The 20,591-nt window shown below is 60.6% G+C and carries 17 protein-coding genes; 9 read left to right on the forward strand and 8 right to left on the reverse strand.

Annotated elements, in window-relative coordinates:
• Positions 1-40: 40 nt before the first annotated feature.
• The 3 genes from dksA to thpR all read right to left on the reverse strand — a co-directional run bounded on the left by dksA (position 41) and on the right by thpR (position 1,906).
• Positions 41-496 carry an RNA polymerase-binding protein DksA gene (dksA, locus tag SCU88_RS04470; RefSeq protein WP_138095813.1) on the reverse strand — a complete coding sequence of 152 codons (456 nt, stop codon included), beginning with the start codon at positions 494-496 and terminating at the stop codon, positions 41-43.
• A gap of 166 nt (positions 497-662) precedes the next feature.
• Entirely contained in the window at positions 663-1,367 is a 705-nt protein-coding gene (gene sfsA, locus SCU88_RS04475) for a DNA/RNA nuclease SfsA (RefSeq protein ID WP_138095814.1), read from the reverse strand.
• Positions 1,368-1,375: 8 nt separating this feature from the next.
• Entirely contained in the window at positions 1,376-1,906 is a 531-nt protein-coding gene (gene thpR / locus SCU88_RS04480) for an RNA 2',3'-cyclic phosphodiesterase (protein ID WP_175340262.1), read from the reverse strand.
• Positions 1,907-1,980: 74 nt separating this feature from the next.
• On the opposite strand from thpR, the gene hrpB reads away from it, so the two are divergent.
• The 6 genes from hrpB to fhuB all read left to right on the forward strand — a co-directional run bounded on the left by hrpB (position 1,981) and on the right by fhuB (position 13,260).
• Entirely contained in the window at positions 1,981-4,407 is a 2,427-nt protein-coding gene (gene hrpB / locus SCU88_RS04485; protein WP_175340261.1) for an ATP-dependent helicase HrpB, read from the forward strand.
• Between the two features lie 100 nt (positions 4,408-4,507).
• A complete protein-coding gene (mrcB, locus tag SCU88_RS04490; protein ID WP_138095817.1) occupies positions 4,508-7,021 on the forward strand; it encodes a bifunctional glycosyl transferase/transpeptidase in 2,514 nt (837 codons plus the stop codon).
• A 276-nt stretch (positions 7,022-7,297) separates the two neighbouring features.
• Positions 7,298-9,535 carry a ferrichrome porin FhuA gene (gene fhuA / locus SCU88_RS04495; protein WP_138095818.1) on the forward strand — a complete coding sequence of 746 codons (2,238 nt, stop codon included), beginning with the start codon at positions 7,298-7,300 and terminating at the stop codon, positions 9,533-9,535.
• 49 nt (positions 9,536-9,584) lie between these two features.
• Positions 9,585-10,382 carry a Fe3+-hydroxamate ABC transporter ATP-binding protein FhuC gene (gene fhuC, locus SCU88_RS04500; protein WP_175340260.1) on the forward strand — a complete coding sequence of 266 codons (798 nt, stop codon included), beginning with the start codon at positions 9,585-9,587 and terminating at the stop codon, positions 10,380-10,382.
• Complete coding sequence (fhuD, locus tag SCU88_RS04505) at positions 10,382-11,278, forward strand: Fe(3+)-hydroxamate ABC transporter substrate-binding protein FhuD (RefSeq protein WP_175340259.1); 897 nt, start codon at positions 10,382-10,384, stop codon at positions 11,276-11,278. Before fhuC ends, fhuD begins: the two co-directional genes overlap by 1 nt.
• The gene (gene fhuB / locus SCU88_RS04510) at positions 11,275-13,260 is read left to right on the forward strand and encodes a Fe(3+)-hydroxamate ABC transporter permease FhuB (RefSeq protein ID WP_138095821.1); all 1,986 of its coding nucleotides are present in this window, start codon (positions 11,275-11,277) and stop codon (positions 13,258-13,260) included. Before fhuD ends, fhuB begins: the two co-directional genes overlap by 4 nt.
• On the opposite strand, the gene SCU88_RS04515 is transcribed toward fhuB, so the two are convergent.
• Positions 13,257-14,168, reverse strand: a complete 912-nt coding sequence (locus SCU88_RS04515) for a LysR substrate-binding domain-containing protein (protein WP_175340258.1) — start codon at positions 14,166-14,168, stop codon at positions 13,257-13,259. The genes fhuB and SCU88_RS04515 overlap by 4 nt on opposite strands.
• A gap of 91 nt (positions 14,169-14,259) precedes the next feature.
• Between SCU88_RS04515 and SCU88_RS04520 the strand changes: the two genes are divergently transcribed.
• Positions 14,260-15,042 carry an NAD(P)H-dependent oxidoreductase gene (locus SCU88_RS04520; protein ID WP_175340257.1) on the forward strand — a complete coding sequence of 261 codons (783 nt, stop codon included), beginning with the start codon at positions 14,260-14,262 and terminating at the stop codon, positions 15,040-15,042.
• A gap of 36 nt (positions 15,043-15,078) precedes the next feature.
• Here the strand turns inward: SCU88_RS04520 and hemL are convergent, their stop codons facing one another.
• On the reverse strand, positions 15,079-16,359 hold the full coding sequence (hemL, locus tag SCU88_RS04525; RefSeq protein ID WP_175340256.1) for a glutamate-1-semialdehyde 2,1-aminomutase: 1,281 nt from the start codon (positions 16,357-16,359) through the stop codon (positions 15,079-15,081).
• A gap of 178 nt (positions 16,360-16,537) precedes the next feature.
• Here hemL and clcA point away from each other — a divergent pair, with 178 nt between their 5' ends.
• The gene (gene clcA / locus SCU88_RS04530) at positions 16,538-17,959 is read left to right on the forward strand and encodes a H(+)/Cl(-) exchange transporter ClcA (RefSeq protein WP_175340255.1); all 1,422 of its coding nucleotides are present in this window, start codon (positions 16,538-16,540) and stop codon (positions 17,957-17,959) included.
• Positions 17,960-18,040: 81 nt separating this feature from the next.
• Positions 18,041-18,385, forward strand: coding sequence for an iron-sulfur cluster insertion protein ErpA (gene erpA / locus SCU88_RS04535; protein ID WP_138095826.1), 345 nt, complete (start codon positions 18,041-18,043; stop codon positions 18,383-18,385).
• A gap of 52 nt (positions 18,386-18,437) precedes the next feature.
• Here erpA and SCU88_RS04540 read toward each other — a convergent pair whose 3' ends face one another.
• Genes SCU88_RS04540 through mtnN form a run of 3 tightly spaced genes read right to left on the reverse strand, consistent with a single transcriptional unit; the run spans position 18,438 to position 20,572 of the window.
• Positions 18,438-19,058 carry a TRIC cation channel family protein gene (locus tag SCU88_RS04540; RefSeq protein WP_138095827.1) on the reverse strand — a complete coding sequence of 207 codons (621 nt, stop codon included), beginning with the start codon at positions 19,056-19,058 and terminating at the stop codon, positions 18,438-18,440.
• A gap of 10 nt (positions 19,059-19,068) precedes the next feature.
• Positions 19,069-19,881: a vitamin B12 ABC transporter substrate-binding protein BtuF gene (gene btuF / locus SCU88_RS04545; RefSeq protein ID WP_175340254.1), complete on the reverse strand. Its 813-nt coding sequence runs from the start codon at positions 19,879-19,881 to the stop codon at positions 19,069-19,071.
• Entirely contained in the window at positions 19,874-20,572 is a 699-nt protein-coding gene (gene mtnN, locus SCU88_RS04550) for a 5'-methylthioadenosine/S-adenosylhomocysteine nucleosidase (RefSeq protein ID WP_138095829.1), read from the reverse strand. Before mtnN ends, btuF begins: the two co-directional genes overlap by 8 nt.
• Positions 20,573-20,591: the final 19 nt, after the last annotated feature.

The raw sequence follows: 20,591 nt of genomic DNA on the forward strand, positions 1-20,591 counted from the left end.
GGGGGATAGCCCCCGCCCCGGGAAAGTTTGATGTCGGCTGTTAGCCAGCCATCTGTTTTTCGCGGATTTCGGCCAGCGTCTTACAGTCGATGCACAGATCGGCGGTCGGACGCGCTTCCAGACGACGAATTCCGATTTCAACACCGCAGGATTCGCAGTAGCCGAAGTCTTCGTCTTCCACTTTCTTGAGCGTTTTTTCGATCTTTTTGATCAGCTTACGCTCGCGGTCACGGTTACGCAGTTCAAGGCTGAACTCTTCTTCCTGAGCGGCACGGTCCACCGGATCGGGAAAGTTGGCAGCTTCGTCCTGCATGTGAGTTACGGTACGATCGACTTCATCCCTGAGCTGATTGCGCCATGCTTCCAGAATCCGCTTGAAGTGCGCCAGCTGGGCGTCGTTCATATACTCTTCGCCCGGCTTCTCCTGATATGGCTCCACCCCAGCGATGGCGAGAATACTCAGGGACGATGTCTTACGGTTTTGCCCTTGTTGCATGTTGCTTCTCCTTAACACGCACTATCGGTCCCCATATCGGGGGAAAATCAGGCCGCTATAAATAACAGAAGCGTTTCCGGATGGCAATTGTATTAAATCCGCCTCTTGACAACCTTGTGAAGGAAAGCGTATTTAGCACGCGGCCCGATCGTAAAATCAGACAGCCCTAAGGAATGAAAGGAACCGGCGCGCTAAGCTGCAGCGCGCTTCGGGTCAGACTGGCTTTCCAGGCCAGTACCTCCACCCCCCGGGCGACGGCTTCATCAAGAAGCTGTCCGTATTTCGCATCGTATTGCCGTGCCGGTGAGACGCTGTCGATGGCTGAATGCATTACCGCAAACAGCAATACGGCTCGTTCACCCCCCTGTACCACGCTTATCAACTCCCGCAGATGTTTCTGCCCGCGTTCGGTGACAGCATCGGGAAACCAGCCGCGGTTCGCATCGGCTAACGTGACTGATTTGACTTCAATATAGCAGTTAACCCGGTCATCCGCCTGCAGCATAAAATCGATGCGGCTACGTTCGGCGCCGTATTTTACCTCGCTGTGAAGCTGGGTATACCCCTCCAGTCCGGAAATCAGATGATGACTCAGCGCTTCCTTTACCACCGCGTTGGCGCGCAGCGTGTTGACGCAGAGGATTGCGCCCTGAGCGGTTTCGGTCAGTTCCCAGGTATGGGGATACTTGCGGGCCGCATTGCTGGAGGTGGAATACCAGACCGTATCGCCCGGCGTAGCGCAGCCGGTCATGGCGCCAGTATTGGGGCAGTGCAGCGTCAGTTCTTCTCCCGATGGGGTAATCACATCAGCCAGAAAGCGTTTGTAGCGGCGCACCAGGGTGGCGGGCTGTAGCGGCGGAGTAAATTCCATGATCTTCCTTATTGGGTTAACGGCCAGCGCTCAAGCGCCCGGTAACGGGTGCGGCCCTGCTCGAACAGCGACTCATAGAGGGCGAAATTTTCCACCTCCCAGCGCCAGCTAAATCCCGGTGCCGGGAGTTTGACCAGCGACTGTGCATGGCGCCAGAGCGTCACATGGGGGTGAAAAGGGCGGGTTCCCTGGGGGCAGCCGCTGCGTTCGGCCTGAGCGCGCAGCAGAGAGGCGAGCTGCAGCAGACCGCGAGGCGCGCGTCGCGTGCCCAGCCACACCACCCGGGAGCGCGGCCAGTGACCGGCATCGTCCAGCGTGAGGGCGAAGCCGGGCTGGCGGATGCGCCCGGCCAGGGTGGTCAGCGCCTGCTGTTTTTTGCTTCCTACCTCGCCCAGAAAGGCCAGCGTCATATGCAGGTTGGCTACCGCTACCGGGCGTCCGGTCTCCTGGGGGAACTGTTGCGCGCGCCAGTGCAGGATCTGCTGCTGAATGGCGGCGGGAATCTCCAGAGCAAAAAACAGGCGACGTGTGGCGGACATGGCTCTCTCGGGGTCAAAGGTTTGCCGGGATGCTACAATGCCGCCACGCGATTGTTAACCCCGGGAAACGCATTGTGTCCACATTACCCGTTGCGGCGGTCCTGCCGGAACTGCTCACCGCGCTGCGGAACAAGCCTCAAACGCTGTTGATTGCCCCCACTGGCGCCGGTAAATCCACCTGGCTGCCGCTCTCGCTGCTGCGCGAGATGCCCGCCGGGCGCATTCTTCTGCTGGAGCCGCGACGGCTGGCGGCCCGCAATGTGGCCCAGCGCCTGGCGGAACAGTTAGGCGAACAGCCGGGAGAAACCGTGGGTTACCGCATGCGTGCGGAAACCTGCGTGGGGCCGAACACCCGGCTGGAGGTGGTGACCGAAGGGATCCTGACCCGCATGATCCAGCGCGATCCGGAACTGAGCGGTATTTCTCTGGTGCTGCTGGATGAATTCCACGAACGCAGCCTGCAGGCCGATCTGGCGCTGGCGCTACTGCTGGAGATACAGCAGGGGCTGCGTGACGATTTAAAGCTGCTGATTATGTCGGCAACCCTGGACGACCGGCGCCTGAGCCAGCTATTGCCGGAGGCGCCGGTGGTGGTTTCCGAAGGACGAAGCTGGCCGGTGGAACGCCGTTATCAGGGGCTGCCCGCCCACCAGCGTTTCGACGAAGCGGTAGCCATCGCCACCGCGCAATTGCTGCGTGAAGAGTCTGGATCGCTATTGCTGTTCCTGCCGGGCGTAGGCGAGATCCTGCGCGTGCAGGAGCAACTGCGCGAACGAGTGCCCCGGGATGTGATGCTCTGCCCGCTGTATGGCGCGCTGCCGTTGAACGAGCAGCGGCGCGCGATTTTGCCCGCGCCGTCAGGGCAGCGCAAAGTGGTGCTGGCGACCAATATCGCCGAAACCAGCCTGACCATCGAAGGGATCCGCCTGGTGGTGGACAGCGCTCAGGAGCGCACCGCGAAGTTTGATCCGCGCAGCGGGCTGACCCGGCTTATCACTCAGCGCATTAGCCAGGCATCGATGACCCAGCGAGCCGGTCGCGCCGGGCGTCTGGAGCCGGGGATCTGCCTGCATCTGGTGGCAGCAGATCAGGCAGATCGCGCCGCCGCTCAGGGGCAACCGGAAATGATGCAGAGCGATCTTTCCGGTTTATTGCTGGAGCTCTGCCTGTGGGGCTGTACCGATGTGGCGCAGATGAGCTGGCTGGACAAGCCGCCGGAACCCAATCTGGCGGCGGCGCGGCGTCTGCTGCGGCAATTGGGAGCACTGGATGATCAGGATCGCCTGACGGTACAGGGGCGACGTATGGCGCAACTGGGGCTGGATCCCCGACTGGCGGCAATGCTTGTGGCAGCGGCCACGCCGGATGAACGCAGCACCGCAGCACTACTTGCGGCGATCCTCGAAGAACCGCCCCGCGGCGACGGCGCTTTGAACGATGCCCTGACGAGACCCCAGGGCAACTGGCGGGCGCGGGCTCGGCAGTTGCTTAAACGTATTCAGAGCGAAGCGGGGAGCTGCGATCCTGAACTGGCTCCGGGTCTGCTGGCCCGTGGTTTTGCCGATCGTATCGCGCTGCGGCGCGGCCAACAGGGGCGCTACCTGCTGGCTAACGGCATGGGGGCGACACTGGAGCCGGATTCTCCGCTGACTCGCCACGAATGGCTGCTGGCGCCGCTACTGCTTCAGGGGGCCAGCTCGCCGGATGCCCGCATTCTGCAAGCGCTGCCGGTGGATCCAGAACGGCTGGCGGCGGAGGTACCAGGGCTGCTGAGTCAGAGCGACAGCGTGGAGTGGGACGAAGGTCCGGGTACCCTGAAGGCCTGGCGCCGCTGGCGCATTGGCGACCTGACCGTCAGGCGTCAGCCGCTGAATCGCCCCGATGAAAATCAGCTTCACCAGGCGATACTGAACGGCATTCGCGATAAGGGACTGTCCCTGCTTAACTGGAGCGAAGCGGCACAGCAGCTGCGGTTGCGTATAAGCTGCGCCGCCCGCTGGCTACCGGAGCATCCGTGGCCGAAGGTTGATGACGAAACGCTACTGGCGACGCTGGAGCAGTGGCTGCTGCCGCAGATGGGCGGGGTAAAATCGCTCCAGGCCCTGAAAAATCTGGATCTCTGCCAGGGACTTTACAGCCTGCTTGACTGGTCACTGCGTCAGCGGCTGGATAGTGCGCTGCCAACTCATTACACTGTGCCGACCGGGAGTCGTATCGCCATCCGTTATGATGCGGATAATCCTCCTGCGCTGGCGGTACGAATGCAGGAGATGTTCGGCGAAGCGACGACACCTTCGATTGCCGAAGGACGGGTTGCGATGGTACTGGAGCTGTTGTCTCCGGCCCATCGTCCGCTACAGATCACCCGCGATCTGGCTGCCTTCTGGGGCGGTGCGTATCGCGAGGTGCAAAAAGAGATGAAGGGTCGCTATCCCAAACACGTCTGGCCGGACTCCCCGGCGACGGCGCAGCCCACCCGACGCACTAAACGTCACCAGTGACGGCGCGGGATTGACCAGATTTTGAGAGCTTTCTTCTTTCGCCAACGGCGGAAGACAGGAGAATCGGGCCCTTGCGCCTGCACTTTTGTGGAGAAAGAGAATGGCGGGGAATGACCGCGAACCTATCGGACGCAAAGGTAAACCTAAGCGTCCGCCTAAAGAGAAGGTGAGCCGTCGTCGCCTGCGCGATGAGCGGTATGACGATGATGATAATGACGACGATTTTGATGAGGCGCCCATGTCGCGCAAGGTAAAGAAGGGGCGTCCGCCACGCCGTAAACGCAGTTGGATCTGGTTTTTCGTTAAGCTGATGATCGTACTGCTGGTGCTGTTTGTCGCCTATGGCGTCTGGCTGGACCAGAAGATCCGCAGTCGTATTGACGGTAAAGTCTGGCAACTGCCAGCGGCGGTCTATGGGCGCATGGTGAACCTTGAGCCCGATATGGCCTTCAGCGAAAAAGAGATGGTGAAGCTACTGGAAGGGACGCAGTACCGTCAGGTGACGCGTATTACCCGCCCTGGCGAGTTCACCGTGAAGGGCAACAGCATCGAGATGCTGCGTCGCCCGTTCGATTTCCCTGACAGCAAAGAAGGGCAGATTCGCGCGCGCCTCACCTTTGATGGCGATCGTCTGGAATCCATCAAGAATATGGAAACCGGTCGCGATTTTGGCTTCTTCCGCCTGGATCCGCGGCTGATTACCATGCTCTCTTCGCCCAACGGCGAGCAGCGCCTGTTCGTGCCGCGCAGCGGCTTCCCGGAGCTGCTGGTCGATACCCTGGTGGCCACCGAAGACCGCCACTTCTACGAGCATGACGGCATCAGCCTCTACTCCATTGGCCGCGCTTTTCTCGCCAATATAACCGCGGGTAAAGCGGTGCAGGGGGGAAGTACTCTGACCCAGCAGTTGGTGAAGAACCTGTTCCTGACCAACCAGCGCACCCTGTGGCGTAAGGCTAACGAAGCCTATATGGCGCTGATCATGGATGCCCGTTACAGTAAGGATCGCATCCTGGAGCTGTACCTGAACGAGGTGTATCTCGGCCAGAGCGGTAACGACCAGATCCGCGGTTTCCCGCTGGCCAGCCTTTATTACTTCGGCCGTCCGGTAGAGGAGCTGAGCCTCGATCAGCAGGCGCTGCTGGTGGGGATGGTGAAAGGGGCTTCGCTGTATAACCCGTGGCGTAATCCGAAGCTGGCGCTGGAGCGCCGTAACCTGGTGCTGCGACTGCTGCAACAGCAGAAGATTATCGACCAGGAGCTGTATGACATGCTCAGCGCCCGTCCGTTGGGCGTTCAGCCGCGCGGCGGCGTGATTTCGCCGCAGCCTGCCTTTATGCAGATGGTGCGTCAGCAGCTGCACGACAAGCTGGGGGATAAGGTTAAGGATCTCTCTGGCGTGAAGATCTTCACCACCTTTGACTCGGTGTCTCAGGATGCCGCAGAAAAAGCGGTGACCGACGGTATTCCGGCGCTCAAGAAGCAGCGTAAGCTGGACGATCTGGAAACCGCGATGGTGGTGGTCGACCGCTTTAGCGGTGAAGTTCGCGCTATGGTTGGTGGTTCCGATCCTAACTTTGCCGGTTATAACCGCGCCATGCAGGCGCGTCGTTCTATCGGCTCGCTGGCAAAACCGGCTACCTATCTGACGGCCCTGAGTCAGCCGAACAAGTACCGGCTCAACACCTGGATTGCCGATGCGCCGATCTCACTACCGCAGCCGGGTGGCAAGACCTGGTCGCCGCAAAACGACAACCGTCGCTTTAGCGGCCAGGTGATGCTGGTGGATGCGCTAACCCGTTCGATGAACGTGCCGACGGTGAATCTGGGCCTGTCGCTGGGTCTGCCCGCGGTCACTGAAACCTGGACCAAACTGGGGGTGCCGAAAGATCAGCTGCATCCGGTTCCGGCTATGCTGCTGGGCGCCCTGAACCTGACGCCGGTAGAAGTGGCCCAGGCGTTCCAGACTATCGCCAGCGGCGGTAACCGGGCGGAACTGTCGGTACTGCGTTCGGTGATTGCCGAAGACGGTACCGCGCTGTATCAGAGCTATCCGCAGGCAGAGCGCGCCGTACCGGCTCAGGGGGCCTATCTGACGCTCTACACCATGCAGCAGGTGATGAAACGCGGCACCGGCCATGCGCTGGGGGCGAAGTTTCCGGGTCTGAACCTGGCGGGTAAAACCGGTACCACCAACAATCAGGTCGATACCTGGTTTGCCGGTATCGACGGTAAAGAGGTAGTGATTACCTGGGTGGGACGCGACAACAACCAGCCGACCCATCTGTACGGCTCCAGCGGTGCAATGTCGCTCTACCAGCGCTATCTGAGCGATCAGTCGCCGATTCCGCTGACCCTGACGCCGCCGGAAGATATCGTCGATATGGGCGTGGATGATATGGGCAACTTCCAGTGCTCGGGCGGTTACCGAACGCTTCCGGTCTGGACCACCAATCCGGATGGCCTCTGCCAGCAGAGCCAGCAGGAGATGGATTCCCGCAACCCGTTCAATAACGCTGAGACTGCGCCGCAGCAGCAACAGGAGCAGCAGCAGGAAGAGAAGAAGAGCGACGGCGTTGCCGGCTGGATTAAAGATATGTTCGGCGGCGACTAACCGAACAATACTGGCAAAAAGCGAAATCCCCCGACCAGTCGGGGGATTTTTTTTGCTAACACCAGGCGCATTTCGATAACGTCATACAGAACATCAATGCAACATTTCACACAGTACAAAATGACCGTGTGCTTTGCCTGGTTATTTCCCGACCTGACAAGGGCCCCAGGACGGAGCGGCGCTTGATATACGCGCAATCTTTCGCATATTATCCGCAGTCATAATAATAATTCTCGTTTTCGTTCAACCTGGCACCTCTCACTAAGAGAATTTACCATGACGCGTTGTTTCACCGTTCGGGCAGCTCAGCTTCCCGTTTGTCGACTGGCCATACTGATAGCCGCGGCGCTGGGCGGCGTGACTGCCCCGGCATTCGCCGCCGATGAGGCTAAACCCGAAGATACCATTACTGTTTCCGCCGACGCGGCGAACGTCGCTCAGGAGAGCGCCTGGGGCCCGGCGCCGACCATCGCGGCTAAACAGAGCGCCACCGGTACCAAAACCGATACCCCAATAGAGAAGGTGCCGCAGTCGATCTCCGTGGTGACCCGCGAAGAGATGGATATGCGCCAGCCCCAGACCGTGAAAGAGGCGTTAAGCTATACGCCGGGCGTATTTGCGACCCGCGGCAGCTCCAGTACCTATGATGTGGTGTCGATTCGCGGCTTTACCTCGCCTTCTACGGTGAACACCAACCAGTATCTGGATGGTCTGCGCTTACAGGGGAATAACTACTCTGAAGTCTCGATGGATCCCTATTTCCTGGAGCGCGCGGAGCTGATTCGCGGCCCGGTATCGGTACTGTACGGTAACAGCAACCCCGGCGGGGTGATATCGATGGTCAGTAAGCGTCCGACCACTGAACCGCTGCGCGAAGTTCAGTTTAAGGCCGGTTCACGTAACCTGTGGCAGACCGGCTTTGACTTTAGCGATGCCCTGGACGATGACGGCGTCTTTTCATACCGCTTAACCGGTCTGGCTTTCAGCCAGGATGCCCAGCAGGATCGCGTTAAATCTAACCGTTACGCCATTGCGCCCTCTTTTAGCTGGCGCCCGGACGATAAAACTGACTTCACCTTCCTGAGCAACTTCCAGAGCGATCCGCACGCCGGTTACTACGGCTGGTTGCCGCGCACCGGCACCGTGGTGCCCTATGTGGATGCCGATGGTCATTCGCACAAGCTGCCGACCGACTACAACGAAGGCGATCCGGACAACAAAATGCAGCGCCGCCAGCAGATGGTGGGCTACAGCTTTGCGCACGCCTTTAACGACACCTTTACCGTACGCCAGAACCTACGCTATTCGCGGGTACATACCCTGTATCGTTCAGTCTATGGCTTTGGTATGACGGGGCAGGGCAATATGCTGAAGCGTAGCTATGTGCGTTCAGATGAAGACCTGACCAATTTCGGCGTCGATACCCAACTGGAAAGTAAATTCCATACCGGCCCGGTGGCCCACACGCTGCTGACCGGGGTGGATTATCTGCGCAGCCGTAACGATGTAGACGCCCAGTACGGCGATGCCGATCCGCTCGATCTCGGTAGCCGCGGCGTAACGCCGTCCAATATTTATCCGTATGCGGATAAATATCAGGTGGTTAACCGCCTGGAACAGACCGGTCTGTATGTGCAGGACCAGGCTGAATGGGATAAATGGGTGCTGACCCTGGGTGGGCGCTATGATTTTGCTAAATCCAGCGTACATACCCGTAAAACCAGCTATGCCAGCGCTTCCAATGATATTAACCGCGATGAAGCCTTCACCTGGCGTGGCGGTCTGAACTACCTGTTTGATAACGGCGTTTCCCCGTACTTCAGCTACAGCGAATCGTTTGAACCGAATTCCGGGCGTTCATATGACGGTAAAGCATTCGATCCATCACGCGGCAAGCAGTATGAAGCCGGGGTGAAATATATTCCTAAAGATAAGCCAGTTAGTGTGACTGCCTCGGTGTTCCAGATCACCAAGGACAAAAACCTGACGGTGGATCCGCGCAATGAACTCTATAGCACCATGGGCGGCGAGATTCGCTCACGTGGCTTCGAGCTGGAAGCGAAAGCGGCGCTGACGGCCAATATCAATATGACGGCGGCCTACAGCTATACCGACGCCGAATATACGGAAGACACTCTGTATAACCATCAGCGCCCGGTCGAAGTGCCGCGCAATATGGCATCGCTGTGGATGGATTACACCTTCTATGAAACGGCGTTGAGTGGTCTGACGCTGGGGGCGGGGGTTCGCTATGTGGGCTCCAGCTCCAGCTTCTACTCGAACACCTATTACGACGAGAGCAAAAGGAACAAGTCCTTTAACGTGCCGAGCTATACCGTTGCCGATGCCACCGTGAAATACGATCTGGCCCGCGTTGGTATGCCGGGGTCGTCCGTGGGCGTTAACGTCAGCAACCTGTTTAATCGCGGCTATGTTTCCAGCTGCTACCGCGACTACGCCTGCTATTGGGGCGCAGAGCGTCAGGTGACCGCTACCGCGACTTTCCGCTTCTGATATTTACCCGGGCGCGATGATGCCGCGCCCACCAACCAATTGGCGAGTTATGCAGGATAAACCGAGTGGCCACGGGGCTACGTTCAGCCTCTCCGATGTCTCTTTTCGCGTGCCGGGGCGCACGCTGCTTCACCCTCTCTCACTCACTTTCCCCGCCGGGAAAGTGACTGGCCTTATCGGCCACAACGGCTCAGGGAAATCGACGCTGCTCAAAATGCTGGGACGCCATCAGAAGGCTTCCGACGGTGAGATCATGCTCGACGGACAGCCGTTGGAGTGCTGGGGCAGCAAGGCATTTGCCCGCATGGTGGCCTATCTGCCCCAGCAGTTGCCCCTTGCTGAAGGGATGACGGTGCGCGAACTGGTGGCTATCGGCCGCTATCCATGGCATGGGGCGCTGGGGCGATTCGGCGTGGCCGATCGTGAAAAAGTGGATGAAGCTATCGCGCTGGTGGGGCTGAAACCGCTGGCTAAACGTCTGGTGGACAGCCTTTCCGGCGGCGAGCGGCAGCGCGCCTGGATCGCCATGCTGGTGGCCCAGGATAGCCAGTGCCTGCTGCTGGATGAACCCACCTCGGCGCTGGATATCGCCCATCAGGTAGAGGTACTGGCCCTGATTCACCGTTTGAGCCAGAAGCAGGGACTGACGGTGATCGCCGTACTGCATGATATCAATATGGCCGCCCGCTACTGCGACCATCTGGTGGCGCTGCGCGGCGGTGAGATGATCGCCGAAGGTTCGCCGGAAATGTTGATGAATGGCGAAACGCTGGAGCGGATCTACGGTATTCCGATGGGCATTCTTTCGCATCCGGCGGGCGCCTCGCCGGTAAGTTTTGTCTGGTGATGGATAATCTGTTTGCAACGGACATCAGCCGCCGTCGGCTGGTGACGGCGCTTGCGCTGGCGCCGCTGCTGTGGCACACCCGCGGCGTTCGGGCTGCAACGGCCGATCCCCGACGGGTGGTGGCGCTGGAGTGGCTGCCGGTGGAGCTGCTGGTCGCACTGGGCGTCACCCCGATGGCGGTGGCGGATATCACCAACTATCGCCTGTGGGTTGGCGAGCCGCCGCTGCCGGAAGGCGTTATCGAGGTGGGATTGCGCACTGAACCCAATCTGGAGCTGCTGACCCAATTGCAGCCCTCGCTGATTGTCTACTCTGCGGGCTACGGGCCGGGAGAGGATAAAATTAAGCGTATTGCGCCGGGGCTGGGGGTCAACTTCAGCGACGGGCGCCAGCCGCTGACCAGCTCCCGCCAGTCATTGATCCAACTGGGTGAAACCCTGGGGCTGGCGTCTCAGGCCCGGGCTCATCTGAATGAATTCGATGCCTTTATTGAACAGATGAAGCCGCGCTTCGCCGCTCGCGGCGATCGTCCGCTGCTGCTGATGTCGCTGCTCGATGAACGTCATGCGCTGGTGATTGGGCCTAACAGCCTGTTCCAACAGGTGATGGATATGCTGGGGCTGAAGAATGGCTGGCAGGGTGAAGTGAACTTCTGGGGCAGCGCGGTGATTGGCCTTGAGCGCCTGGCCACCATCGAAGCCAGCGACGTGCTGTGCTTTGCCCATGGCGATGATGCCGTGATGGAGCGGATTGCCGCCACGCCGCTGTGGCAGGCGATGCCGTTCGTGCGCGCCGGGCGCTTTCAGCGCCTGCCGCCGGTCTGGTTCTATGGTGCGACCCTGTCGGCCATGCACTTCTGTCGCCTGCTGGATAAGGCGCTGGGAGGCCGTCCATGAGACATCGTCACCTGATTCTGCCGGGGATTCTGCTGAGCGTGCTGTTTATCGCCGCGCTGCTGCTGACCGGCTTTAACTTTAGCGCTCAGCTGCCGCTGACGGAGTGGGGGCGCGCCCTGCGTCATCCTGATATCGACAGTATCCCGCAGATGCTGTTCCACTACAGTACGCTGCCGCGACTGACGGTCTCGCTGCTGGTGGGGGCGGGCCTGGGGTTGGTTGGGGTACTGTTCCAGCAGGTGTTGCGCAACCCGCTGGCTGAGCCGACCACGCTTGGCGTCGCCACCGGCGCGCAACTGGGGGTCACCGTCGCCACGCTGTGGGCGCTGCCGGGCGGCCTGCTGACCCAACAGTTTGCCGCGCTGGCCGGGGCGGGCATTATCGGCCTGCTGGTATTTGGCGTCGCCTGGGGGAAGCGGCTGTCGCCGGTCACCCTGATTCTGGCGGGGCTGGTGGTGAGTCTCTACTGCGGGGCCATCAATCAACTGCTGGCGATTTTCCACCATGACCAGCTCCAGAATATGTTCCTGTGGAGCACCGGCGCTCTGAACCAGACCGACTGGCGCATTGTTGATAGCCTGTGGCCGCAGCTATTGGGCGGCGTGGTGCTGACCCTGCTGCTGCTGCGTCCGCTGACGCTGATTGGGCTGGACGATGGCGTGGCGCGCAACCTGGGACTGGCGCTCTCTCTGGTACGGCTGGTGACCCTGGCGTTGGCTATCGCCATTAGCGCACTGCTGGTCAATGCCGTGGGGATCGTTGGCTTTATCGGCCTGTTTGCGCCGCTGCTGGCGCGGATGCTGGGGGCCAGGCGCTTGCTGGCTCGTCTGGTACTGGCGGCGCTGATTGGCGCGCTGATCCTGTGGCTTTCCGATCAGGTCATCATCTGGCTGACCCGGGTCTGGCGGGAGTTTTCCACCGGTACGGTGACCGCGCTGATTGGCGCGCCGCTGCTGCTGTGGCTGCTGCCGCGCCTGCGTACCATGAGCGCCCCTTCGATGAACGAGGGCAACAGCGTCAGCGCTGAACGCCATCATGTGGTCTGGTATGCGCTACTGGGCATCGGCCTGCTGCTGGTATTACTGGCTCTGGCGCTGATGCTGGGACGTGACGCGGTTGGCTGGCGTTGGGCATCCGGTGAACTGCTGAGTCAGCTCTGGCCCTGGCGCTGGCCACGGGTGCTGGCGGCTCTGAGCGCCGGTATGATGCTGGCGGTGGCGGGCTGTATTATCCAGCGCCTGACCGGCAACGGTATGGCCAGCCCGGAAGTGCTGGGGATTAGCTCCGGCGCGGCCTTTGGCGTGGTGGTGATGCTGTTTATGGTGCCGGGCGATGCCTTCGGCTGGCTGCTACCGGCCGGTAGCCTGGGGGCGGCGCTGACTCTGGTGGTGATAATGATCGCCGCCGGACGCGGCGGTTTTTCGCCCCAGCGTATGCTGCTGGCGGGGATGGCGATCAGCACCGCCTTCACCATGCTGCTGATGATGCTGCTGGCGAGCGGCGATCCGCGCATGGCTTCGCTGCTGACCTGGCTTTCCGGCTCTACTTATAACGTGACCGGCGCCGCTGCGGGTCGTACCGCGCTGGTGATGGCGGTGCTGCTGGCGTTGACGCCGCTGTGTCACCGCTGGCTGCAGGTACTGCCGCTGGGTGGTCCCACCGCCCGGGCCGTGGGAATGGCGCTGACGCCGACCCGGATCGTGCTGCTGCTGTTGGCTTCCTGCCTGACGGCCGCGGCGACCCTGACCATCGGCCCCCTGAGCTTTGTCGGGCTGATGGCGCCCCATATTGCCCGAATGATGGGTTTTCGTCGCGCTATGCCGCAGTTGATCATCGCGGCGCTGCTCGGCGGGGCGTTGATGGTGCTGGCCGACTGGTGTGGGCGAATGCTGCTGTTTCCGGATCAGATCCCGGCGGGCCTGCTGGCCACCTTTATCGGCGCCCCTTACTTCGTGCTGCTGCTGCGCAGGCAGGGGCGTTAGGCAGACGCTGGCTTCCCGAGCGAAGCCACGATTTGCTCTCTTAACCAGCGGTGCGCCGGGTCCCGGTGCATCCGCTCGGGCCACAGCATCAGCATCTCAAAGCCGGGGAGCGCGATGGGCGGCTCCCACATTCGCAGCCCCGGCTGACCGCGCACCAGACGTTCCGGCAGCACCGCCACCTTATCGCTCTGTGCCACAATCGCGGCCGCAAAGCTAAAGCGGGGCACTGAAAGCGCCACCCGACGCCGGATGCCCTGTGCCGCCAGCGCTTTATCGGTCATTCCCACAAAGCCGCCCCCCTCCGGTGAGACCACGATATGTTCCAGCTTACAGAAGGTCTCCAGCGTGGGCAGCGTCATCAGTTGCGGATGGTCGTGGCGGCAGGTCAGAACGTAACGCTCTTCAAACAGCACCCGGCTGCGCAACCCCGGGGGCGCTTCCTCGCGGGTATTAAAGGCCAGATCGATACCGCTGCGTTCGCTCATTTCTGCAAGACGCGACGGCGCCTGACTGATGATAGCCAGCCGACAGCCGGGCGCTTGCGCACTCAGGCGGTTAAGCGCCGGCAGCAGCACCGTCTGTTCGCTGAAATCCGAAGCGATCACGCGCCAGGTGAGGCTGGCCTGTTTCGGAACGAAGCCGGCGGGAGGCGCGACGGCCGCTTTCAGCGCGCTGAGCGCCAGCTGCAGCGGTTCCCGCAGCGCTTCAGCCCTGGCGGTTGGGCGCATTCCCCGGGGGCCGGGGAGCAAGAGCGGATCGTTCAGTTGCTCGCGCAACTTCGCCAACTGGATGCTGACCGAAGGCTGAGACAGATTCAGCCGGGATGCGGCCCGGGTGACGCTTTGCTCGCGCAGCAGGGTATCCAGGGTCACCAGCAAATTCAGGTCCAGTCCGTCAAAATTGTTCATGGCTATACCTGTTATTAAGGTAATTCATTTTAACTATACCTGAGGGCGCACTAGTCTGCTCATAACATCAACCCCATAAGGAGTGACTGAGATGAGCCATGTTCTGCTGGTTTATGCCCACCCGGAGCCCCGCTCCCTGAATGGCGCGCTTAAACGCTTTATGATGGAGCGGCTGGAGGCGGCCGGTCATCAGGTGCTGCTTTCCGATCTCTATGCCATGAACTGGAAGTCGGCGCTGGATGCCAGGGACTATCCAGCCCGGGATTCGGAGCTGCCTTTTAATCCCTCCCTGGATTCGCTCCAGGCGTTTAACGAGGGAACCCAGAGCGCGGATATCGCCCGGGAGCAGGAAAAGCTGCGTCAGGCGGATGCGGTGATTTTTCAGTTCCCGCTGTGGTGGATGTCGATGCCGGCGATCATGAAAGGTTGGGTGGAGCGGGTTTACGCCGCCGGGCTCGCCTATGGCGTAGGGGAACATTCAGACCGCCACTGGGGCGATCGCTACGGAGAAGGGAGCATGGTCGGTAAGCGCGCCATGCTGGTGGTCACGATTGGCGGCTGGGAGTCCCATTATGGCCCCCGGGGCGTTAACGGCCCGATCGACGATATCCTGTTCCCGATTCATCACGGCATGCTGTGGTATCCCGGCTTTGAGGTGATCGCGCCTCATCTGGTCTGGCGTACCGGAAAAGTGGATGAGCAGCGTTTTGCACAGGAGTGCGCCGCACTGGGGGAACGGCTGGATACCCTATGGCAGCAGCCGACGATGCGCTGGCGTTACCAGAATGGCGGCGATTACACCATTCCCGATCTGACGCTGCGTGAAGACATTGCGCCGGGGCAGAGCGGCTTCGGGATTCATTTACGGTCGTAGGAAAGCGCCGCCGACGGAGGTCGGCGGCGGATGGGGTTACAGCTTCGCGAATGCCTTGCGGGCGGCGTCGATGGTGCGGTTGATGTCGTCGACGCTGTGGGCGATGGACATAAAGCCCGCTTCGAAGGCGGAAGGCGCCAGGTAGACGCCTTCGTCCAGCATCAGATGGAAGAAGCGTTTGAAGCGTTCCACATCGCAGGCCACCACGTCCTGATAGCAGGTGACGGTCGGCGCATCGGTAAAGAACAGGCCGAACATGCCGCCCACGTGGTTCACCACCAGCGGAATTCCCGCTTCCTGTGCCGCTTCACGCAGCCCTTCCGCCAGTTGGGTGGTCAGATCGTCCAGGGTTTCATGCACGCCGGGCTGGGCCACTTCGCTCAGGCAGGCATAGCCTGCCGCCATGGCGATGGGGTTACCGGAAAGCGTACCCGCCTGGTAGACCGGGCCGGTGGGGGCCAGAGCATCCATCACGTCGCGGCGGCCGCCGAAGGCGCCGACCGGCATCCCGCCGCCGATGATTTTGCCCAGGCAGGTGAGATCCGGCACCACATTGTAATAAGACTGGGCGCCCGCCAGCGCGACGCGGAAGCCGGTCATCACTTCATCGATAATCAGCAGCGCGCCGAATTCGTCGCACAGCGCCCGCAGGCCTGGCAGGAATTCGGGCTGAGGTGGTACGCAGTTCATATTGCCCGCTACCGGTTCGACGATGATACAGGCTATCTGTTCCGGGTACTGTTCGAAGGCGGCGCGCACCGAATCGAGATCGTTGTAGGTGCAGGTCAGGGTGTGCTTCGCAAAGTCAGCGGGCACCCCTGGCGAGTTGGGCTGGCCCAGGGTCAGGGCCCCGGAGCCGGCTTTCACCAGCAGGCAGTCGGCGTGGCCGTGGTAGCAGCCCTCGAATTTGATGATTTTGTCACGGCCGGTGAAGCCTCGCGCCAGGCGGATGGCGCTCATGGTGGCCTCGGTCCCGGAATTCACCATACGCACCATATCCATGGTCGGCACCAGCTCGGTCACCAGCTGCGCCATTTTGACTTCCATCTCGGTCGGCGCGCCGAAGCTCAGGCCGCGCTCTGCCGCCTCGATAACCGCGCTGCGAATGCCGGGGTGGTTATGGCCCAGCACCATCGGACCCCAGGAGCCAACGTAGTCGACGTAGGCTTTGCCGTCGACATCATAGAGGTATGCGCCGTCGGCTCGCTCAATAAACAGCGGCACGCCGCCTACGCCGGTAAAGGCGCGCACCGGCGAGTTAACGCCCCCGGGGATGAGCTGGCGAGCGGTAGCGTAGAGGTTTTCAGACTGGCTCATGAATCGACTCCTGATTCGTATGATGATGTGTAGCTGGCTATTCTACGGGATTATGCAACCTTTATAAAAGATTTGCCCGATTGAACCATGACCCTTTGTAAGGTTTTTTCTGATGACGTAAGCCAGTAAGGTGATAGAATGTGCGGCGGCTTTTTGTCATACCAATTTATGATGACCTATGAATCCTGAATCTCCCACTTTCGAGTCACGCCAGGTGTTACGCCTGCGGCGCGGCGATATCGTGCGCCGTCTGATCCATCGCGATAAAACCCCGCTGGCCATTCTGCTGCTTGCCGCCATTGTCGGTACTCTGGCCGGGCTGGTCGGCGTGGCCTTTGAGAAGGCTGTAAACTGGGTACAGAACAACCGTATTGGGCTGCTGGCTGAAACGGCGCATCACTGGTGGCTGGTATGGCCGTTGGCGTTTATTGCCTCGGCGGGACTGGCGATGGTGGGGTACTGGCTGGTGCGGCGCTTTGCGCCAGAAGCAGGCGGTTCGGGGATTCCGGAGATCGAAGGGGCGCTGGAAGAGCTGCGCCCGGTGCGCTGGTGGCGGGTGTTGCCGGTCAAATTTATCGGCGGTATGGGGACGCTGGGCGGCGGCATGGTACTGGGGCGCGAAGGGCCGACGGTGCAGATTGGCGGCAATATCGGGCGTATGGTGCTGGATATTTTCCGGGTACGCGGCGCCGAGGCTCGTCATACGCTACTGGCGACCGGCGCAGCGGCGGGGCTTTCCGCGGCCTTTAACGCGCCGCTGGCCGGGATTCTGTTTATCCTGGAAGAGATGCGCCCGCAGTTCCGCTATAACCTGATCTCCATTAAGGCCGTGTTTACCGGCGTGATTATGTCGAGCGTGGTGTTCCGCATCTTTAACGGGGAAGGGGCGGTCATCGAAGTCGGCAAACTGATTAATGCACCGGTAGAGACGCTCTGGCTCTACCTGGTGCTGGGGATGATCTTTGGGGTGCTGGGGCCGCTGTTTAACGGCATGGTCTTTCGCACTCAGGATATGTTCCAGCGTCTGCACGGCGGCAATATTAAAAAATGGGTACTGATTGGCGGGCTGCTGGGGGGCATGTGCGGCATTCTGGGGCTGATTGAACCCACGGCTGCCGGAGGCGGCTTCACGCTGATCCCCATTGCCGCCGCCGGTAATTATACCGTGACGACGCTGCTGTTTATTTTCGTCGCCCGGGTAGTGACCACGCTGCTGTGCTTCTCTTCTGGTGCGCCCGGCGGTATTTTTGCGCCTATGCTGGCGCTGGGCACGCTGTTTGGTACCGCCTTCGGTATGGCCTGCATGGCCTGGTTTCCCGGCTATAATCTGGAAGCGGGCACCTTTGCTATTGCCGGTATGGGCGCGCTGTTTGCCGCCTCGGTGCGGGCGCCGCTGACTGGTATCGTACTGGTGCTGGAGATGACCGATAATTACCAGCTCATTTTGCCGATGATTATCACCTGCCTGGGCGCTACCCTGTTAGCCCAGTTCCTGGGAGGTAAACCGCTCTATTCGTCGATCCTTGCCCGTACCCTGGCGAAACAGGAAGCGGATAAGCAACTGGGGCAGCAGAAGGCGCCAGCGCAGGAGAATACTTGAACGATTTACCAGGGTATTGGATAATGGCATCAAAGATCGGGTTAATTTTTACCCGGCGAAGTCCTTAGTTGGGAGCAAAAAATGAGTGATGACGTAGCGCTGCCCCTGCAGTTTACCGATGCGGCAGCCAGTAAAGTAAAACACCTGATCGCAGATGAGGAAAACCCGAATCTGAAGCTGCGCGTGTACATCACCGGTGGTGGTTGCAGCGGCTTCCAGTATGGCTTTACGTTTGATGACCAGGTTAACGAAGGCGATATGACCATCGAGAAACAGGGCGTGTCGCTGGTGGTGGATCCTATGAGCCTGCAATATCTGGTCGGCGGAGCCGTCGACTATACCGAAGGACTGGAAGGCTCCCGCTTTGTGGTGAATAACCCGAACGCGACCAGCACCTGCGGGTGCGGTTCTTCGTTCAGCGTCTGATTTTCCCCTTCGGGTAGAACAGGGCCGCGCATGATGCGCGGCCTTTTTGTTTTTATTGCCTGTCCTCAAGCGCAAAGGTGGGCAGCTTCAGGCGCCAGCGAATGGCGGCCAGCCGAATACTCAGGGTTACGGCCATGCCTATCATACTGGCTTGCTCCAGCGGGACCTGGAAGGTATCCCAGGCGGTGGCGTGGACAATACCGCCGACAATGCAGGCAGTGGCATAGATTTCAGTACGCAGTATCATCGGCACTTCACGGGCCAGGACATCGCGGATAATGCCGCCACCGACACCGGTCAGTACGCCCATGCAAACGGCGATCAGCGGGCCGGTTCCGGCCATAAAGGCTTTATTCACCCCGATGCCGACAAACACCGCCAGGCCTACGGCATCCAGCACCGGCAGTATCCATTTCGGCAGGCGTCTGGGCTGGCGCACCAGAATAATGGTCATCATGCTGGTGACCATCGCCACCACCAGATCGGTGGGATCCTTAACCCAGAATACCGGGCCATTCGCCAGCGCCATATCGCGGATGGTACCGCCGCCCACGGCGGTCACCACGCCGAGGACCAGCACCCCGAAGGGGTCCATACGCAGTTTTCCCGCCAGCAGAACGCCGGAGATCGCAAAGACGGCTGTGCCAATAATATCCAGCCAGTAGACCAGCATGCAGAGTGCCTCAACTCGGTGATTTCAGGTGCGACAGCGCCCCGCAAAGCTGCCGGGCGGCGAGGATAATACGCGGCCCCGCCCGTTCAAACCAGTCCTCTTTAAGGCCAATCACCGGAACCGGCAGCGTTGCTCCCCAGAAGCGTCGAACGGCAGCGGCTTTCTGCTCATCGCCTGGCGTAATAATAGCCTGAGGCTGGCGCGCCAGCACCTGTTCCCGACTAACCTGGGGCCAGGGCACCTTACTTTCAGCAAAGATATTGTCGCCGCCGCAGGTTTTCAGTAGCTGGTTCTGAAGCGAACGGGCGTTGCTGGTGAACAGCGGCCGGTCACCGAACTGCAAAAATACCGGTCGTTTCGGGCTACCGCTGTACTGTTGCTGTAATGCCTGCCACTGGTCACGTAACTGAGCCGCCGCCTGGTGCGCCTTGTCCGGCGCTGGACTCCAGTCAGCCAGTTGCTGGAGCGCGTCCGCCACCTCTTCGACCTGGGTGGGATCGAGCCATAGCACCTTAATACCAAATCGGGTTAGTTGTTCGACAGGGCGACTGGGGTTGCCGCCGCGCCAGGCCAGTACCAGATCGGGCTTTAGCGCCAGGATGCGCTCGACCTTAATGCCCTGCCAGTCTGCTACCTGCTCAATGCTTTTCGCCTGTTCGGGATAGTCTGACCAGGCGCTGACCGCCACGGGGGTAATACCGGCGGCGAAGGCCAGTTCGGTATTGGCGGGGGAGAGTGAAATGACGCGCGGCGCGGCAAACAGCCACGCCGGCAGCAGCATCAGCAGAGCGCAGAGCGTGGCTCTGCCGGGCCAGTTAGCCATGAGCCAGTTTTTGCACCAGTGATTCGACCATCAGGCTGGACTGACGGGCCGCGACAGCCAGGAACTCTTCGAAGCTCAGGTGGGATTCCTGGTCGGCCACGTCGGAAATGGCGCGAACCACCACGAACGGCGTACCAAAGTTATGGCAGACGTGGCCAATGGCGGTAGCTTCCATTTCTACGGCGATCGCCTGCGGGAAGCGGCGACGAATATTAGCCAGATTTTCCGCGCCGTTGATGAAGGCGTCGCCGCTGACTACCAGACCGCGCACGGCGTGCAGGTTTAGGGCTTCAATGCACTGTTCGGCGGCATTAATCAGTTTTTCGTCGGCCACAAAAGCCGCCGGGCAGCCCGCCATCTGGCCATATTCATAGCCGAACGCAGTCACATCGGCATCGTGATAGCGCACTTCGTCGGAGACCACGATATCACCCACTTTTAGCGACGGCGCCAGGCCACCTGCCGATCCGGTATTGATCACCACATCTGGCTTACAGTGGTCCAGCAGCAGCGCGGCGCCCATGGAGGCGGCCACTTTACCGATGCCGGATTTCAGCAGAGCCACATCAACCCCGTTCAGCGTACCGGTATAGATTTCGCTACCGCCCAGCTTCAGCGTCTGGCGGTTTTCAATTTTGTCGCGCAGCAGCGTGACTTCTTCTTCCATTGCACCAATGATGCCAACTTTCATTCGGGTACTCTCCAGGGCT

The organism is Jejuibacter sp. L23 (genome assembly GCF_050815825.1).
Taxonomy (GTDB): domain Bacteria; phylum Pseudomonadota; class Gammaproteobacteria; order Enterobacterales; family Enterobacteriaceae; genus Jejubacter; species Jejubacter calystegiae.

Excerpts from the sequence above, each read along its gene's own strand:
- clcA (WP_175340255.1), top strand. The coding sequence starts at position 16,538 with ATGAATCCTGAATCTCCCACTTTCGAGTCACGCCAGGTGTTACGCCTG.
- SCU88_RS04515 (WP_175340258.1), bottom strand. The coding sequence starts at position 14,168 with ATGAACAATTTTGACGGACTGGACCTGAATTTGCTGGTGACCCTGGAT.
- mrcB (WP_138095817.1), top strand. The coding sequence starts at position 4,508 with ATGGCGGGGAATGACCGCGAACCTATCGGACGCAAAGGTAAACCTAAG.
- fhuD (WP_175340259.1), top strand. The coding sequence starts at position 10,382 with ATGGATAATCTGTTTGCAACGGACATCAGCCGCCGTCGGCTGGTGACG.
- fhuC (WP_175340260.1), top strand. The coding sequence starts at position 9,585 with ATGCAGGATAAACCGAGTGGCCACGGGGCTACGTTCAGCCTCTCCGAT.
- thpR (WP_175340262.1), bottom strand. The coding sequence starts at position 1,906 with ATGTCCGCCACACGTCGCCTGTTTTTTGCTCTGGAGATTCCCGCCGCC.
- SCU88_RS04540 (WP_138095827.1), bottom strand. The coding sequence starts at position 19,058 with ATGCTGGTCTACTGGCTGGATATTATTGGCACAGCCGTCTTTGCGATC.
- sfsA (WP_138095814.1), bottom strand. The coding sequence starts at position 1,367 with ATGGAATTTACTCCGCCGCTACAGCCCGCCACCCTGGTGCGCCGCTAC.
- SCU88_RS04520 (WP_175340257.1), top strand. The coding sequence starts at position 14,260 with ATGAGCCATGTTCTGCTGGTTTATGCCCACCCGGAGCCCCGCTCCCTG.
- erpA (WP_138095826.1), top strand. The coding sequence starts at position 18,041 with ATGAGTGATGACGTAGCGCTGCCCCTGCAGTTTACCGATGCGGCAGCC.
- fhuA (WP_138095818.1), top strand. The coding sequence starts at position 7,298 with ATGACGCGTTGTTTCACCGTTCGGGCAGCTCAGCTTCCCGTTTGTCGA.
- btuF (WP_175340254.1), bottom strand. The coding sequence starts at position 19,881 with ATGGCTAACTGGCCCGGCAGAGCCACGCTCTGCGCTCTGCTGATGCTG.
- dksA (WP_138095813.1), bottom strand. The coding sequence starts at position 496 with ATGCAACAAGGGCAAAACCGTAAGACATCGTCCCTGAGTATTCTCGCC.
- mtnN (WP_138095829.1), bottom strand. The coding sequence starts at position 20,572 with ATGAAAGTTGGCATCATTGGTGCAATGGAAGAAGAAGTCACGCTGCTG.
- fhuB (WP_138095821.1), top strand. The coding sequence starts at position 11,275 with ATGAGACATCGTCACCTGATTCTGCCGGGGATTCTGCTGAGCGTGCTG.
- hemL (WP_175340256.1), bottom strand. The coding sequence starts at position 16,359 with ATGAGCCAGTCTGAAAACCTCTACGCTACCGCTCGCCAGCTCATCCCC.